Here is a 13661-nt window from a genome sequence, read left to right as displayed (position 1 = left end):
GAGATTTTCTTTCCCATGGGCAGCCCTTTCACCCTGCCGGGGGTCGATGAGCGGGGTTTCATCCTCGCGGTGGCGGACGCGCGCCTGCAGCCCTCGTTGACGCCCCTGCTCGCCGACGCCTGCGGCACGCTCGCGGCGCAGGCACCCGGCCTGGACGGCATCTACGCCTATGGCAGTGTCGCCCGGGGCGAAGCATGTGTCGGGGTTTCCGACCTCGATCTCACAGTCCTGCTGCGGGAGCCGCCTACCCCGGCGGCGCGGGAACGGCTGGAGGGCTTGCGCCGCACGCTGGAAGCGCGGCACCCCGAGGTGGTGAAGATAGATCTCGACATCGGCAGTTGCACGGAAGCGCTCGACCCAGGCCAGACGTACCGCTGGGGCTTCTGGCTGCGGCACCACTGCCGCTGCCTCTGGGGTGAAGACCGGTCGCGCAGCTTCGGGCCCTTCCGCCCTTCCAGAGACATCGCCCTGGCAATGAATGGCGATTTCGAAGCGGTACTGGGCGGCTACCTGGCACGCCTCGGCCGGGTCGGCAACTTGCGGGACAGGCGGGTGCTGCAGCGTGCCGCATCGCGCAAGCTGCTGCGCGCCACCCAGATCCTTCAAGACGTGTACTGTGGGGAATGGCCCTGGTCGCTGGACGACCATGCGCAGCTTTTCCGAAGGCGGCATCCCGACAGGGCCGCCGAAACCACCTTCTTCCTGACCGAAGCCTACCAGCCTGCTGCCGGGCGCGAAGAATTCACCGCGCGGCTGCAGGCCCTGGTGGCGTGGATGGCCGACCAGCACAGGGCCATTTTGCAGAAGACGTCCCCATCCAGCGAAGCGGCCGGGTGAGGCCCTGCGTTCCGGGTGCGCCCGTCAGATCGGCCGGGCCACCAGATCGTGCCCCTGCACGCCGACGATCTGCGCGCGCGTGAATTCGCCCACCTTGAGCTGCTTGCTGATCTTCTCGGGCGGAAGCAGGTGCACCACACCGTCGATCTCGGGCGCATCCGCATAGCTGCGGCCCGTGCCGCCCTTGCGGCCCAGGGCCGGCGCATGGTCCACCAGCACCTGCATGGTCGCGCCCACGCGGCGGCGCAGGCGCTCGATGGACACCTCTTCGGCCACGGCCATGAAGCGCGCGCGGCGCTCCTCGCGCACTTCCATCGGCAGCATGCCCGGCAGCTCGTTGGCCACGGCACCGTTCACGTCGCTGTAGGCGAAGCAGCCCGCGCGGTCGATCTGCGCCTCGCGCAGGAAATCGAGCAGGTGCTGGAACTCCTCTTCCGTCTCGCCCGGGAAGCCGGCGATGAAGGTGCTGCGCACCACCAATTCGGGGCAGGCCTCGCGCCAGCGCTGGATGCGCTCCAGGTTGCGCTCGCCGCTGGCCGGCCGCTTCATGCGCCGGAGCACGTCGGGGTGGCTGTGCTGGAAAGGCACGTCCAGGTAGGGAAGGATCTTGCCCGTGGCCATGAACGGGATCACCTCGTCCACGCTCGGGTATGGGTACACGTAGTGCAGGCGCACCCAGGCGCCATAGGGTTCGGCGATCTCGCCCAGCGTCTGCACCAGCTCCAGCATGCGCGTCTTCACGGGCTTGCCGTCCCAGAAACCGGTGCGGTACTTCACGTCCACGCCGTAGGCCGACGTGTCCTGGCTGATCACCAGCAGTTCCTTCACGCCACCTTCGAAGAGCGCCTTCGCCTCGCTCAGCACGTCACCCACGGGGCGCGAGACCAGGTCGCCGCGCATCGAGGGGATGATGCAGAAGGTGCAGCGGTGGTTGCAGCCCTCGCTGATCTTGAGGTACGCATAGTGCTTGGGCGTGAGCTTGATACCCGCCACGCCGAAATTGCCGGGCACGAGGTCGATGAACGGATCGTGCGGCTTGGGCAGGTTCTGGTGGACGGCGTCCATCACCTCCTGCGTGGCGTGCGGACCGGTGACGGCCAGCACGCTGGGGTGCATCTCGCGCACCAGGTTGCCGCCGCCCTCGCCCGCGCGCGCGCCCAGGCAGCCGGTGACGATCACCTTGCCGTTCTCGGCCAGCGCTTCGCCGATGGTGTCGAGGCTTTCCTTGACCGCATCGTCGATGAAGCCGCAGGTGTTGACGATGACGAGGTCGGCACCCTCGAAGGTCTTGGAAGTCTGGTAACCCTCGGCGCTCAGCTGCGTGAGGATGAGTTCGGAATCCGTGAGGGCCTTCGGGCAGCCGAGGCTCACGAACCCGACCTTGGGGGTTTTCGTGGGGGAGAGAACGTCGCTCATCCGCGTATTGTCCCAGTTCCGGCCGGAGGGCGCCGGCCTTTCGCGCGGATTGCGAGTCAGTCGGGCGCCCTCTCTTTCAATCTCTCAGCCGTTGAACGGACTCCGAATCGACAGGTGGCCCCTCCCTGCAGACGCGGACCCACTTCCGGAAGAAGGTTCACGCTTATGGCAGCCACTCCATGCGCAGGGCACGAATTCTCGTTCGACGCGGTCCTGGAGAACTGGGCCGAGGGGATGGACTACTGCGCCATTCCCGTGCCGGCCGAGATCACCGAGGAGCTCGGAACCAAGAGCCCCGTCCCTGTTCTGGCGCGAGTCAATGGTTCAGAACCGTTCCAGATCAGCCTGTTTCCTGTCGGCGGGGGGCGGCATTACATCCGGATCAAGGCCAAGGTGCGCAAGGAAGCGTCCATCCGGACTGGCGACCGCATCAAAGTGCAGATCACTGTTCTGGAACGCGGCAATGTGGAGGTTCCGGATGACCTGCTGGCTGCATTGCGGGCCGAAGGTGTGCTGCAGGCTTTCGAGGCCCTGCCACCTGGCAAGCGAAGCTTTCTGGTCCGTCGCATCGACGAGGCCGCCAGGGCGGAGACGCGCGCCAGGAGGGTTCAGGAGGGCGTGGAGGCCGCGCACGAGCGGCGAGAAAAGCTGAAGCCCGTGCGGTAAAACGCAGTGCGACTTCTCCCGCAGTTTCGTCAGTACCGTTGCCCTGAGTCACCCATTCCAATCACCGCTCACGCCCGCCTACCCATGCCCTGGCCTCCTGAATACCAAAGAGCCTCTGCCGACTTCGAGAAGTTCATGGTGGCCGCACGCGATCACGCGGGCCTGGCGACCACGCACATGGCCTGGAACATGGTGGCAGGAGTGCTGCACGCCTTCCGCCGGAGGCTCGCGCCCGATCAAGCCTTTCGCTTTGCGGACCAATTGCTGCCAGCGATACGAGGTCTTTTCGTCGAGGGCTGGAGGCCCGGCGAGAAAGTCGGGCGCATCGGCACGCGAGCCGAGATACTGGAAGAGGTCCGCTCTCTTCGGCGGGACCACAACTTCTCTCCCGATAATGCCATTGAGGCGGTCGGCTTTGCACTGGCCACAGTGGTTCCGGCCGATGCTTTCGCTCGAGCGCTGCAGGCGCTGCCTTCCGAACTGAGACAACTGTGGAGAAACTTTGATGATGCCGCCCCGGCATCCCCGGTCGTGACCTGACCCTTTGGCAATGGGTGTGCCATTGTGCGCCCCTGCACACGCGAGTTTCAGGCGCTCTGGTACCCCATCGACGTGGAGATGCGCGCGGCGATGCTGCTCACGATGCCCTTCACCTCGTCCAGCGTGGGATTGGCCTGCGCGTCGATGCGCTCGATGTAGGGCACGTTGAGCGCGGCGATCACCTGCCCTCCCACGCCCAGGATGGGGAAGGCCGCATTGGTCACGCTGCGGATCTGGCGGCTGGGCATGACGGCGTGCCCGTGCTCGCGCACCTGGCGCAGGATCTCGAACAGCTCGCCCGGGTCCATCGTCAGTTCGCCATCCACCTTGATGTGCGCGGCCAGCATGCGCGCGCGCTCCACCTCGTCGCGGAAGGCCAGCAGCACATGGCCGGACGATGTGTCCGTGAGCCCCAGCATCACGCCGATCTTGAGGCCGAACGACCAGCGCTCGGGGCTGTCCACCTGCGCGATGACCACCACGCGCCCGCCCTGGTACATGGCCAGGTGGCACGACTGCCGGGCGCGGTGCGCCAGCTCCTGCAGCAGGGGCTGCGCCACGGTGACCAGCGAGCGCAGCGCATGCTGGCGGTGCGACAACTCGAACATCTTGATCGAGAGCGTGTAGCGGTTGTTGTCGTCCACCATCACGTAGCCGCACCGCTGCAGGGTGACGGCGATACGGAAGATCTCGCTCACGCTGCGGCCCAGCTGCCGGGCCATCTCGTTGAGGGTGAGGCCGTCGCGCACCGAGGACAGCAGTTCCAGGATGGCCAGCCCTTTCTCGAGTGCCGGCGCGGCGTAGTGCGGGCTGCTGCGCCGGGTGCCCGGGTCTTCGTCCGTGGAGCCGTTGGCGGGTGGTGTGGTCATTCCAGTTCGCGCGACCAGGCGCGCGTGGCCTGCTGCTGCTCGCCCAGGCCCTGGATGCCCACGCGCATGGTGTCGCCGGCCTTCAGGTACACGGGCGGCTTCTGGCCCAGCCCCACGCCCGGCGGGGTGCCGGTGCTGATGATGTCGCCCGGCAGCAGCGACATGAACTCGCTGATGTAGCTCACCAGTTTCGCCACGCCGAAGATCATGGTGCGGGTGCTGCCGTCCTGGAAGCGCTTGCCGTTGACTTCGAGCCACAGGGCCAGCGCCTGCGGGTCGGCCACCTCGTCCCGGGTCACCATCCACGGCCCGATGGGCGAGAAGGTGTCGCAGCCCTTGCCCTTGTCCCACTGGCCGCCGCGTTCGAGCTGGTACTCACGCTCCGACACGTCGTTGACGATGGTGTAGCCGGCCACGTAATCCAGCGCCTCCGCTTCGGTGACGTACGAGGCCTTCCTGCCGATCACCACGCCCAGTTCCACCTCCCAGTCGGTCTTGACCGAGCCGCGCGGGATCACCACCGTGTCGTCGGGCCCGATGATGGACGAGCTGGGCTTGAGGAACAGGATGGGCTCGGCCGGGATCGGCGCGCCGGTCTCGGCCGCATGGTCGGCGTAGTTCAGGCCCACGCAGATGATCTTGCCCACGCGGGCCACCGGCGGGCCATGGCGCACCGGGCCGCTGACCGCGGGCAGGCTGGCCGCATCGATGGCGGCGAGCTTTTGCAGCGACGCGGGCGACAGCGCGGCGCCGTCGATGTCCGCCACCTGGGCCGACAGGTCGCGCAGCTGGCCCTGGGCGTCGATCAGGCCCGGCTTTTCCTGGCCGGGCTGGCCGTAGCGTACCAATTTCATGTTCGATCTCCTGGGAATGATGGGTGAGGTGCGTTGTCAGTTGGACCAGCCGCCATCGATCATGTGGATGGTGCCGGTGGTGAAGGATGACTCGTCGCTCGCAAGGTACACCACCAGCGCGGCCACCTCTTCGGCGCGGCCCACGCGGCCGATGGGCTGGCGCGCCACGAACGCGGCACGCACCGAGGCCTCGTCGGTGCCGGCCTGCTGCGCCTGGGCGCGGATGCGGCCCTGCAGCGAAGGCGATTCCACCGTGCCGGGGCAGATGGCGTTGCAGCGGATGCCCTGCTGCACGAAGTCGGCCGCAACGGCCTTCGACAGCCCGATCACCGCCGCCTTCGAGGCGCCGTAGGCGAAGCGGTTGGGCACGCCCTTCACGCTCGACGCGGCCGAGGCCATGTTGATGATCGAGCCGCCGCCGCCCGCCAGCATCGCCGGCAGGAACGCGCGGATGGTGCGGTACATGGCCTTGGCGTTCAGGTCGAAGCTGAAGTCCCAGTCCTTTTCCTCGCACTGCAGGATCGAGCCGCTGTGCACGAAGCCCGCGCAGTTGAACAGCACGTCCAGCTTGCCGGCGCGCCCGGCGAAGGCTGTGACGGCGGCGGTGTCGAGCACGTCCAGGCGTGCCGTCTCCAGCGCGGCCAGCCCTTCGCCCGCGGCCTCGGCGGCCAGTTCGGCCAGTGCCTGGTCGTCCACGTCGGTGGCCCACACGGTGGCGCCTTCGCGTGCCAGCGCCAGTGCGCTCGCCCGGCCGATGCCCCGGCCCGCGGCGGTGACCAGGGCCGTCTTTCCTTGCACTCGCTTCATGCGCATCCTTGCTTGAAAGTAGATTTCTCTAATGAAATCGAATTTTGAACTACACGCATGATGCTGGGTGGGCAAGACCGGAAGAATCCGGGTTTACCCGAAACCACAGAACCTATCTCGCGACCAAGGGAAAGCACCATCGATTTCTCTTGCAAAAATTGATTTCATCCATGAGAACTTCTGCACTGCTTGGAGCAAGAAATGGATGCATCGTGAAAATCAAATCCACCATTGAAAAGATTCCTGGCGGGATGATGCTGGTGCCGCTGCTGCTGGGCGCGGTGCTGCACACCTTCTGGCCCGGCACGGGCAAATATTTCGGCTCGTTCACCAACGGGCTCATCACGGGCGTGGTGCCGATCCTCGCGGTCTGGCTGTTCTGCCTGGGCGCGTCGATCCATGTCCGCGCCACCGGCACGGTGCTGCGCAAGTCCGGCTCGCTGATAGCGGCGAAGATCGGTACGACGTGGCTGGCGGCCTTCCTGCTTTCGCGCTGGCTGCCGGTGGAAGGCATTCAGTCCGGCTTCTTCGCCGGCCTGTCGGTGCTGGCCGTGGTGGCCGCCATGGACATGACCAATGCCGGCCTCTATGCATCGCTGATGGAGCAGTACGGCACCAGGGAGGAAGCCGGCGCCGCGGTGCTGATCGGCATGGAGTCCGGTCCCCTGGTGACCATGCTCATCCTGGGCGCCACCGGACGGGCCGTGTTCGAGCCGCACCTGCTGGTGGGCGTGCTCATTCCCTTCCTGGCCGGATTCGCGCTGGGCAATCTCGACCCGGAACTGCGCGAATTCTTCGGCAGGGCCACGCGGATCCTGATCCCGTTCTTCGCGTTTTCGCTGGGCAACACCATCGACCTGGCGGTGATCGTGCATACCGGCGTGCTGGGCGTCCTGCTGGCCGTCGCGGTGATGGCCGTGTCGGGCCTGGCCCTCGTCGTGGCCGACATCGTGCTCGGCGGCGGCCGGGGCACTGCGGGCATCGCGGCGTCGAGCACGGCGGGTGCCGCCGTCGCGACGCCGCACCTCGTGGCCCAGGCCGCGCCGCAGTTCGCTCCCGCCGCGCCTGCGGCCACGGCCCTGGTGGCGGCCTGCGTGGTGGTCACCGCCATCCTCACGCCGGTGGTCGTGACACTCTGGGCCTCGCGCGTGGCGCCGCGCATCCGGCCATGAGCCAGTGCGGCTACCGCTCGTGTGCAGAGGAATCGCCGCCGGCGCCCGAGGCCTGCTCGATCCACCGCTCCTTCGACGCCAGCAGGTGGTTGAACATCGCGGCAGACGCCTGCTGCGGGTCGCGGGCCTCCAGCGCCGCATAGATCTTCTCGTGCTCCTGCAGCGCGGATTCCCAGGTGCGGCTGGTTTCCGCGCCCCTGGAGACACGCGTGGCGATCTGCCCATGGCGGCCGTCGAACAGCTCCCCCACCATGCGCGCCAGGATGGAGTTGCCCGTCAGTTCTGCGATCGCCACGTGGAAGCGGCGGTCGCTGTCCACCGGCGATTGCCCCCGCCTGACGTCCTGGCGCATGCCGTCCATGCTGGCGCGCACCCGCTCCAGCCCCTGCCGCGTGGCCTGGGCGGCCGCCAGAGAGATGACCGCACCTTCCAGCACCGAACGGGCCTGCATCAGTTCGCTGGGGCTCTCGCCCAGCGCCAGGGGTTCGGCCGCATCCGCCGCAGGCATCGCGCACACATACACGCCCGACCCCATCCGGATCTCGACCCGGCCCTGGATTTCGAGCGCGATCAAGGCCTCCCGCAGCGAAGGCCGCGAGACGCTCAGTTGGATGGCCAGGTCGCGTTCGGAGGGAAGCCGTGCCCCTGGCGGGTAATTACCGCGCTCGATCAGTTGCCGGATCTGGTCAGCCACCTGCTGGTACAGACGGCGCGGGTCCGTGGCCTTGGGTGAAAAGAGCATGAGTCCTCCGCGTGTCCTATGTCTGCCTGCATGGCCAACTGGTAAGGCCACATTGTGGACCGAAGCTTAACCCAGGGTCGCAATGACCCCGCGAGTCCCGGAAAACACCCCCCTGGGGTTTCCACTGGTAAGACAGCTAGCGTTTCATGGCACATTGGCCTTACCAATGTGATCTGACCAAAACAGACTACCGTGCAAGCCGATCTCCCACCCAGCGCGAACGCTCGCCACGCGATGCCGCTCCTGAAGCTCGAAGGAATCCGCAAGGGTTTCGACGGCACGCCCGTGCTGCACGGCGTGGATTTCGAAGTCCACGCAGGCGAAGTGCATGCCCTGTGCGGCGAGAACGGCGCAGGCAAGTCCACCCTCATGAAGATCATGAGCGGGGTGTACCAACCCGATGGCGGAAGCATCGCCTTCCGCGGCGACCCGGTGAGGTTCCCCACGACCCAGGTGGCCGAGGGGCTGGGAATCGTCATCATTCACCAGGAACTGAACCTGATCCCGCACCTGTCGGTGGCGGAAAACATCTACCTGGCACGCGAGCCCCGGCGCGGCTGGTTCATCGACCGGGCACGGTTGCGCACGGATGCGCAGCGGTGCCTCGACCGGCTGGGGGTGAGCATCGGCCCGGATGTGCTGGTGAAGTCGCTGTCGGTGGCCCAGCAGCAGATGGTCGAGATCGCCAAGGCCCTCTCGATGAATGCCACGGTCCTGATCATGGACGAGCCGACCTCGTCACTGACCGAATCGGAGACGACACAGCTGTTCAAGGTCATCCACGAACTCAAGGCCGGCGGTGTGGGCGTCGTCTATATCTCCCACCGCCTCGACGAGATGGCGCAGATCGTGGACCGGGTGACCGTGCTGCGCGACGGCAGGTGCGCCGGCTGCTGCGCCTTCTCCGAGACCACGGTGGACGGCATCGTGGCGATGATGGTGGGGCGTGCGCTGGAAGACAAGTTCCCGCCGCGCACCCGCCAGCTGCAGCCGGAGACGATCCTGGAAGTGCGCGACCTGCACCGCAGGAGCGTTTTCGCCCCCGTGAGCTTCGATCTCCAGCGCGGCGAGATCCTCGGGTTCGCAGGCCTCATGGGCGCGGGGCGCACCGAGGTCGCCCGGGCCCTCTTCGGCGCCGACCCCAAGGATGGCGGCTCGGTCCGCCTGCACGGCCAGGAGCTCGCCATCCGCAGCCCCAGCGACGCGATCCGCCAGGGCATCGCCTACGTATCGGAAGACCGGAAGGCCGATGGCCTGGCGGTGAAGATGACGGTGGCGCAGAACATCACGCTGGCCCACATGGGCGCGGTGTGCGGGCGCGCCGGGTTCGTCGATTCCAGCGCCGAAACCGCGGCCGCGCAGCACTTCATCCAGTCGCTCGGCATCCGAACCTCGGGCCCGCACCAGGTCGCCAGGCTGCTCTCCGGCGGCAACCAGCAGAAGGTGGCCATCAGCAAGTGGCTGTTCCGCCAGGCCCGCGTGTTCATCTTCGATGAACCCACGCGCGGCATCGACGTGGGCGCCAAGTATTCGATCTACGAGCTCATGGACCGCCTGGCCGCCGAGGGCGTCGGCGTGATCCTGATCAGTTCGGAACTGCCCGAAATCATGGGCCTGACCGACCGCGTCGCCGTCTTCCACGAAGGGCGCCTCACGAAGGTGCTGCGAACCCAGGACACCCATCAGGAAGAAATCATGCATTACGCGTCCGGCTGCGGCACGGCCGGTGCCGCGCCCGCAGCGTCCCCCGCCCCCGTGCGCCTCTCCGCCCTCGAACCGATTGCCCCATGAACGACCGCCGTAAAGATCTCATCCAGAAGTTCGCCGCGCTGGCCGGATTGCTCCTGCTCGTGCTGGTCTTCTCCCTCACGAGCGAAGCCTTCTTCACCGTCGGCAACGGCATGACGGTGGCGCTCCAGGTCACGTCGATCGCGCTGCTGGGCGTGGGCGCCACCTTCGTGATCATCGCCGGCGGCATCGACCTCTCCGTGGGCTCGGTGCTGGCGCTGGCCGGGGTGCTGGCGGCACTGGCCGTGAAGGCCGGCATGCCGGTCCCCATCGGCATGGCGCTCGGCATCCTCGCCGGCGCGGCCTGCGGCGCGATCAACGGCCTGCTGGTGACCCAGGCGAAGCTGCCGCCCTTCATCGCCACGCTGGGCATGATGCTGGTCGCGCGCGGCGTGGCGCTGCAGATCACCGGGGCCCGCGCCGTGTCCGGCCTGGGCGAATCCTTCGGCGAGCTGGGCAACGGCTCGTTGTTCCGCATCGAGCGCATCGACGCCCAGGGCTTCCCGGACGTCACCTTCCCGGGCATTCCGTACCCGGTGGTGCTGATGGTCGTCATCGCCGTCGCGGCGTCCATCCTGCTCACCCGCACACGCCTGGGGCGGCACATCCACGCCGTCGGTTCCAACGCGGAAGCGGCCCGCCTGTCGGGCGTGAAGGTGAATGCCGTGGTGCTGTTCACCTACGTGGTCTCCGGCGCCCTGGCGGGCCTGACCGGCTGCGTGCTGATGTCGCGCCTCGTGACGGCCCAGCCCAACGAAGGCGTGATGTACGAACTCGACGCCATCGCGGCCTCCGTGATCGGCGGCACCTCGCTGATCGGCGGCGTGGGAACCATCTCGGGGACCGCCATCGGCTCGTTCGTGATCGGCATCCTGCGCAACGGGCTGAACATGAACGGCGTGTCGGCCTTCACCCAGCAAATCATCATCGGACTGGTCATCCTGCTCACCGTGTGGATCGACCAGCTGCGCAACCGGAAATAGCCCCTGGCAGCGGCTCCGGCGAAGGTTTCCTGCCCCCTGTGTGTATTCATCCTCGAGGAGACAAAAAGTGAAGAAGATCGTGACCCGCTTGCTGGGTTTGACCGCCATCGCCCTGGCGTGCGGCACCGCGTCGGCCGGTGAAATCGCCGTGATCGTCAAGACCGTCAATTCGACGTTCTGGCAGAACGTCAACAAGGGCGCGGAGGACGCCATCAAGGACGTCAAGGGCCATACCATGACGTTCTCCGGCCCCGCTTCCGAATCGGCCATCGCCGAGGAGGTGAACCTGGTCGAGAACGCGGTGAACCGCAAGGTGGCCGGCATCGTGCTCGCCCCCTCGGATCCGGATGCGCTCATCCCGGCCCTCAAGAAAGCCTGGGAGGCCCGCATTCCCGTCGTGCTGATCGACTCGATGGTGTCCGACGCCGGCAAGAACTACTACCAGTCGTTCCTGTCCACCGACAACAAGCTGGCCGGCGAGCTCTGCGCGAAGCAACTCATCGCCAGGATCGGCACCACGGGCAAGGTCGCGGTCATGTCGTACGTTGCCGGTGCCGGCTCCGAGATCGGGCGCGTCGGCGGCTTCAAGGACTACATCCAGAAGAACTCCAAGCTGCAGATCGTCGGCCCCTTCTACTCGCAGTCGCAGATGGCGACCGCGATGAACCAGACCACCGACGTGCTGGCTTCGCACCCCGACCTCAAGGGCCTCTTCGCGGCCAACGAGCCGACCGCCGTCGGCGCCGGCCGGGCGCTGGTGCAGTCCGGCAAGGCCGGCAAGGTGGTGGCCATCGGCTTCGACGGCAACGATGACCTGCAGAAGTTCGTGAAGGACGGCACGTTCGAGGCGATCGCCGTGCAGGGCTCCTACCAGATGGGCCACCTCGGCGTCAAAACCATCGCCGACATCCTCGGCGGCAAGAAGGTGCCCAAGGCGATCGACACCGGCGTGGTGATGGTCAACAAGGACAACATCGACAAGCCTGAAGCGAAGAAGGTTCTCTACTGACGAGCACCTGGGGGCGCAGCACTGGTGGGATGCGCCCCCGCCCCGCAAACCACACGCACCGAACCATGAAGGTCACAGAAACACGCCGCATCGGCGAAGGCCCCGCACGGCTCACGCGCTTCGGCGTGGGTTGCGGCACGCTGGCCGGGCTGTACAAGCCCACGTCCGAGGCAGACGCCCGGGCCACGCTGCAGGCGGCATGGGATGCCGGCCTGCGCTACTTCGACACCGCCCCTTTCTACGGGCACACGCTGAGCGAGCACCGCGTGGGCGCCTTCCTGCGCGAGCAGCCCCGCGATGCCTTCGTCATCAGCACCAAGGTCGGCCGGCTGATGCGCCCCGATTCCTCCGTGCAGCCGATGGACAACGGCTGGGCCGCCCCGCTGCCGTTCCGCCCGGACTACGACTACAGCTACGGCGGCGTCATGCGCTCGTTCGAGGACAGCCTGCAGCGGCTCGGCCTGCAGCGCATCGACCTGCTGTTCGTGCACGACATCGGCACCTACACCCATGGCGACCGGAACGCCGGGCACTGGAAGGCCCTCACGGCACAAGGCGGCTTCCGCGCGCTGGAAGAGCTCCGGGCCGATGGCCGCATCGCCGGCTTCGGCCTGGGCGTCAACGAAGCCCAAGTCATCCTCGACAGCCTGCAGGAGACGCGGCTGGACTGCTCCCTGCTCGCCGGGCGCTACACGCTGCTGGAGCAGCATAGCCTGCCGCTCATGAACACATGCCAGCGGCTCGGCAGTGCCATCGTCATCGGCGGTCCGTTCAACTCCGGGCTGCTGGTGGGCAACGGCAAGTTCGACTATGCGGATGCGCCGGCGGACATGCTGGCGCGTGCCCAGGCGCTGGACGAGGCGTGCGCCGCGCACGGCGTGGCCCTGCCAGCGGCCGCGCTGCAATTTCCGATGGCCCATGGCGCCGTGGCATCGTGCGTCTCCGGCGCGCGCAACCCGGCCCAGCTGGACCAGACCGTGGGCTGGTTCGAGCAGGACATTCCCGCAGCGCTCTGGGCCGACCTGCAGCAGCAAGGCCTGATCGCGGAAGGCTGCCCCGTTCCCGGAGCCGCGCCATGAGCCGGGCCGCCCGGGTGGACGCCCACCAGCACTTCTGGAAGCTGGCCGAGCGCCGCGGCAGCTGGCCCCCGCCCGAGCTGACGGCGATCCACCGCGACTTCGGACCCGCGGACCTCGAGCCGCACCGCCGGCAGGCCGGCATCGACGGCACCGTGGCCGTGCAGTCGATGCCCAACGAGAACGACACCCGCTATCTGCTGCACCTGGCAGCGGAAAACCCTTTCATCTGGGGCGTCGTGGGCTGGGTGGACATGAAGGCAACCGGAGCGGCCGAACACATCGCCGAGCTCGCGGCCGCCCATCCGAAGCTGCGCGGGTTCCGGCCCATGCTGCAGGACCTGCCGGACGATGACTGGATCGCCGATGCGCGCGTGGACGCCGCGGCCCAGGCGATGGCGGAGCAGCACCTGGTGTTCGACGCCCTCGTGCTGACCCGCCACCTGGAGGCGCTGGAAACCTTCGTGGCCCGGCACCCCCGGCTGCAGATCGTGCTGGACCACGGCGCCAAGCCGCCCATCGCCACCGGCGAGACCGGGCCCTGGCTGCAGCACATCGCCCGCCTGGCGGCTTTCCCGAATGTGGCCTGCAAGCTGTCCGGCCTGCTGACGGAAGCCGGCGATACCCCGACCGAGGCCGCGCTGCGCCCCTGCGTGCAGGCGCTCTGGCAGCACTTCGGCAGCGACCGGCTGCTCTGGGGCAGCGACTGGCCGGTGCTGCGGCTGGCCGGCGGATACGGGCAATGGCACGCCATGAGCCACTCGCTTCTCCGCGCCATCGATCCATCGATCACCCCAAGCGCGCTGGACGCCGTCTTCGGCGGCAACGCGATGCGCATCTACGGGCTGGACAGCCCATCCACCCACTGACGCCGCCCCTGCCGAGCGGCCCAACCGGCCATA

At 67.5% G+C, this 13661-nt stretch carries 14 protein-coding genes; 9 read left to right on the top strand and 5 right to left on the bottom strand.

Going from position 1 to position 13661, the window contains the following annotated elements; translation table 11 throughout:
* Positions 1 to 15: 15 nt before the first annotated feature.
* Positions 16 to 837, top strand: a complete 822-nt coding sequence (locus tag ACAV_RS08240; protein ID WP_013594109.1) for a nucleotidyltransferase domain-containing protein — start codon at positions 16 to 18, stop codon at positions 835 to 837.
* A gap of 24 nt (positions 838 to 861) precedes the next feature.
* On the opposite strand, the gene rimO is transcribed toward ACAV_RS08240, so the two are convergent.
* Positions 862 to 2253 carry a 30S ribosomal protein S12 methylthiotransferase RimO gene (rimO, locus tag ACAV_RS08235; protein WP_013594108.1) on the bottom strand — a complete coding sequence of 464 codons (1392 nt, stop codon included), beginning with the start codon at positions 2251 to 2253 and terminating at the stop codon, positions 862 to 864.
* A gap of 165 nt (positions 2254 to 2418) precedes the next feature.
* On the opposite strand from rimO, the gene ACAV_RS08230 reads away from it, so the two are divergent.
* Together ACAV_RS08230 and ACAV_RS08225 are read left to right on the top strand one after the other, a co-directional pair.
* Positions 2419 to 2919, top strand: a complete 501-nt coding sequence (locus tag ACAV_RS08230; RefSeq protein ID WP_013594107.1) for a YdeI/OmpD-associated family protein — start codon at positions 2419 to 2421, stop codon at positions 2917 to 2919.
* A gap of 84 nt (positions 2920 to 3003) precedes the next feature.
* Positions 3004 to 3459 carry a DUF2267 domain-containing protein gene (locus ACAV_RS08225; protein ID WP_013594106.1) on the top strand — a complete coding sequence of 152 codons (456 nt, stop codon included), beginning with the start codon at positions 3004 to 3006 and terminating at the stop codon, positions 3457 to 3459.
* 47 nt (positions 3460 to 3506) lie between these two features.
* On the opposite strand, the gene ACAV_RS08220 is transcribed toward ACAV_RS08225, so the two are convergent.
* From ACAV_RS08220 to ACAV_RS08210, 3 genes are read right to left on the bottom strand one after another with little or no spacing between them, the layout of a single operon-like run.
* Entirely contained in the window at positions 3507 to 4328 is an 822-nt protein-coding gene (locus ACAV_RS08220) for an IclR family transcriptional regulator (protein WP_013594105.1), read from the bottom strand.
* The gene (locus ACAV_RS08215) at positions 4325 to 5182 is read right to left on the bottom strand and encodes a fumarylacetoacetate hydrolase family protein (protein ID WP_013594104.1); all 858 of its coding nucleotides are present in this window, start codon (positions 5180 to 5182) and stop codon (positions 4325 to 4327) included. The genes ACAV_RS08220 and ACAV_RS08215 overlap by 4 nt, the downstream gene beginning before the upstream one ends.
* 36 nt (positions 5183 to 5218) lie before the next feature.
* Positions 5219 to 5989, bottom strand: coding sequence for an SDR family oxidoreductase (locus ACAV_RS08210; RefSeq protein ID WP_013594103.1), 771 nt, complete (start codon positions 5987 to 5989; stop codon positions 5219 to 5221).
* Between the two features lie 212 nt (positions 5990 to 6201).
* Between ACAV_RS08210 and kdgT the strand changes: the two genes are divergently transcribed.
* Positions 6202 to 7161, top strand: coding sequence for a 2-keto-3-deoxygluconate transporter (kdgT, locus tag ACAV_RS08205; protein ID WP_013594102.1), 960 nt, complete (start codon positions 6202 to 6204; stop codon positions 7159 to 7161).
* Positions 7162 to 7171: 10 nt separating this feature from the next.
* Here kdgT and ACAV_RS08200 read toward each other — a convergent pair whose 3' ends face one another.
* Positions 7172 to 7903 carry a FadR/GntR family transcriptional regulator gene (locus ACAV_RS08200; RefSeq protein ID WP_013594101.1) on the bottom strand — a complete coding sequence of 244 codons (732 nt, stop codon included), beginning with the start codon at positions 7901 to 7903 and terminating at the stop codon, positions 7172 to 7174.
* Positions 7904 to 8137: 234 nt separating this feature from the next.
* Between ACAV_RS08200 and ACAV_RS08195 the strand changes: the two genes are divergently transcribed.
* From ACAV_RS08195 to ACAV_RS08175, 5 genes are all read left to right on the top strand, one after another.
* Positions 8138 to 9694 (top strand): sugar ABC transporter ATP-binding protein, encoded by a 1557-nt coding sequence (locus tag ACAV_RS08195; RefSeq protein ID WP_013594100.1) that lies wholly within the window; start codon positions 8138 to 8140, stop codon positions 9692 to 9694.
* Complete coding sequence (locus ACAV_RS08190) at positions 9691 to 10674, top strand: ABC transporter permease (RefSeq protein WP_013594099.1); 984 nt, start codon at positions 9691 to 9693, stop codon at positions 10672 to 10674. Before ACAV_RS08195 ends, ACAV_RS08190 begins: the two co-directional genes overlap by 4 nt.
* A 67-nt stretch (positions 10675 to 10741) precedes the next feature.
* Positions 10742 to 11683, top strand: a complete 942-nt coding sequence (locus tag ACAV_RS08185) for an ABC transporter substrate-binding protein (RefSeq protein WP_013594098.1) — start codon at positions 10742 to 10744, stop codon at positions 11681 to 11683.
* A gap of 65 nt (positions 11684 to 11748) precedes the next feature.
* Complete coding sequence (locus tag ACAV_RS08180) at positions 11749 to 12762, top strand: aldo/keto reductase (RefSeq protein WP_013594097.1); 1014 nt, start codon at positions 11749 to 11751, stop codon at positions 12760 to 12762.
* Complete coding sequence (locus ACAV_RS08175) at positions 12759 to 13628, top strand: amidohydrolase family protein (RefSeq protein WP_013594096.1); 870 nt, start codon at positions 12759 to 12761, stop codon at positions 13626 to 13628. Before ACAV_RS08180 ends, ACAV_RS08175 begins: the two co-directional genes overlap by 4 nt.
* Positions 13629 to 13661 lie beyond the last annotated feature (33 nt).

Source organism: Paracidovorax avenae ATCC 19860 (genome assembly GCF_000176855.2).
Lineage (GTDB): Bacteria > Pseudomonadota > Gammaproteobacteria > Burkholderiales > Burkholderiaceae_C > Paracidovorax > Paracidovorax avenae.
The sequence above is the reverse complement of the archived record's forward strand: the minus strand, read 5'-3'. Positions and strand labels throughout refer to the sequence as shown.

Excerpts from the sequence above, each read along its gene's own strand:
- ACAV_RS08175 (WP_013594096.1), top strand. The coding sequence starts at position 12,759 with ATGAGCCGGGCCGCCCGGGTGGACGCCCACCAGCACTTCTGGAAGCTG.
- ACAV_RS08180 (WP_013594097.1), top strand. The coding sequence starts at position 11,749 with ATGAAGGTCACAGAAACACGCCGCATCGGCGAAGGCCCCGCACGGCTC.
- ACAV_RS08230 (WP_013594107.1), top strand. The coding sequence starts at position 2,419 with ATGGCAGCCACTCCATGCGCAGGGCACGAATTCTCGTTCGACGCGGTC.
- ACAV_RS08215 (WP_013594104.1), bottom strand. The coding sequence starts at position 5,182 with ATGAAATTGGTACGCTACGGCCAGCCCGGCCAGGAAAAGCCGGGCCTG.
- ACAV_RS08200 (WP_013594101.1), bottom strand. The coding sequence starts at position 7,903 with ATGCTCTTTTCACCCAAGGCCACGGACCCGCGCCGTCTGTACCAGCAG.
- rimO (WP_013594108.1), bottom strand. The coding sequence starts at position 2,253 with ATGAGCGACGTTCTCTCCCCCACGAAAACCCCCAAGGTCGGGTTCGTG.
- ACAV_RS08220 (WP_013594105.1), bottom strand. The coding sequence starts at position 4,328 with ATGACCACACCACCCGCCAACGGCTCCACGGACGAAGACCCGGGCACC.
- ACAV_RS08240 (WP_013594109.1), top strand. The coding sequence starts at position 16 with ATGGGCAGCCCTTTCACCCTGCCGGGGGTCGATGAGCGGGGTTTCATC.
- ACAV_RS08225 (WP_013594106.1), top strand. The coding sequence starts at position 3,004 with ATGCCCTGGCCTCCTGAATACCAAAGAGCCTCTGCCGACTTCGAGAAG.
- ACAV_RS08210 (WP_013594103.1), bottom strand. The coding sequence starts at position 5,989 with ATGAAGCGAGTGCAAGGAAAGACGGCCCTGGTCACCGCCGCGGGCCGG.
- ACAV_RS08190 (WP_013594099.1), top strand. The coding sequence starts at position 9,691 with ATGAACGACCGCCGTAAAGATCTCATCCAGAAGTTCGCCGCGCTGGCC.
- ACAV_RS08195 (WP_013594100.1), top strand. The coding sequence starts at position 8,138 with ATGCCGCTCCTGAAGCTCGAAGGAATCCGCAAGGGTTTCGACGGCACG.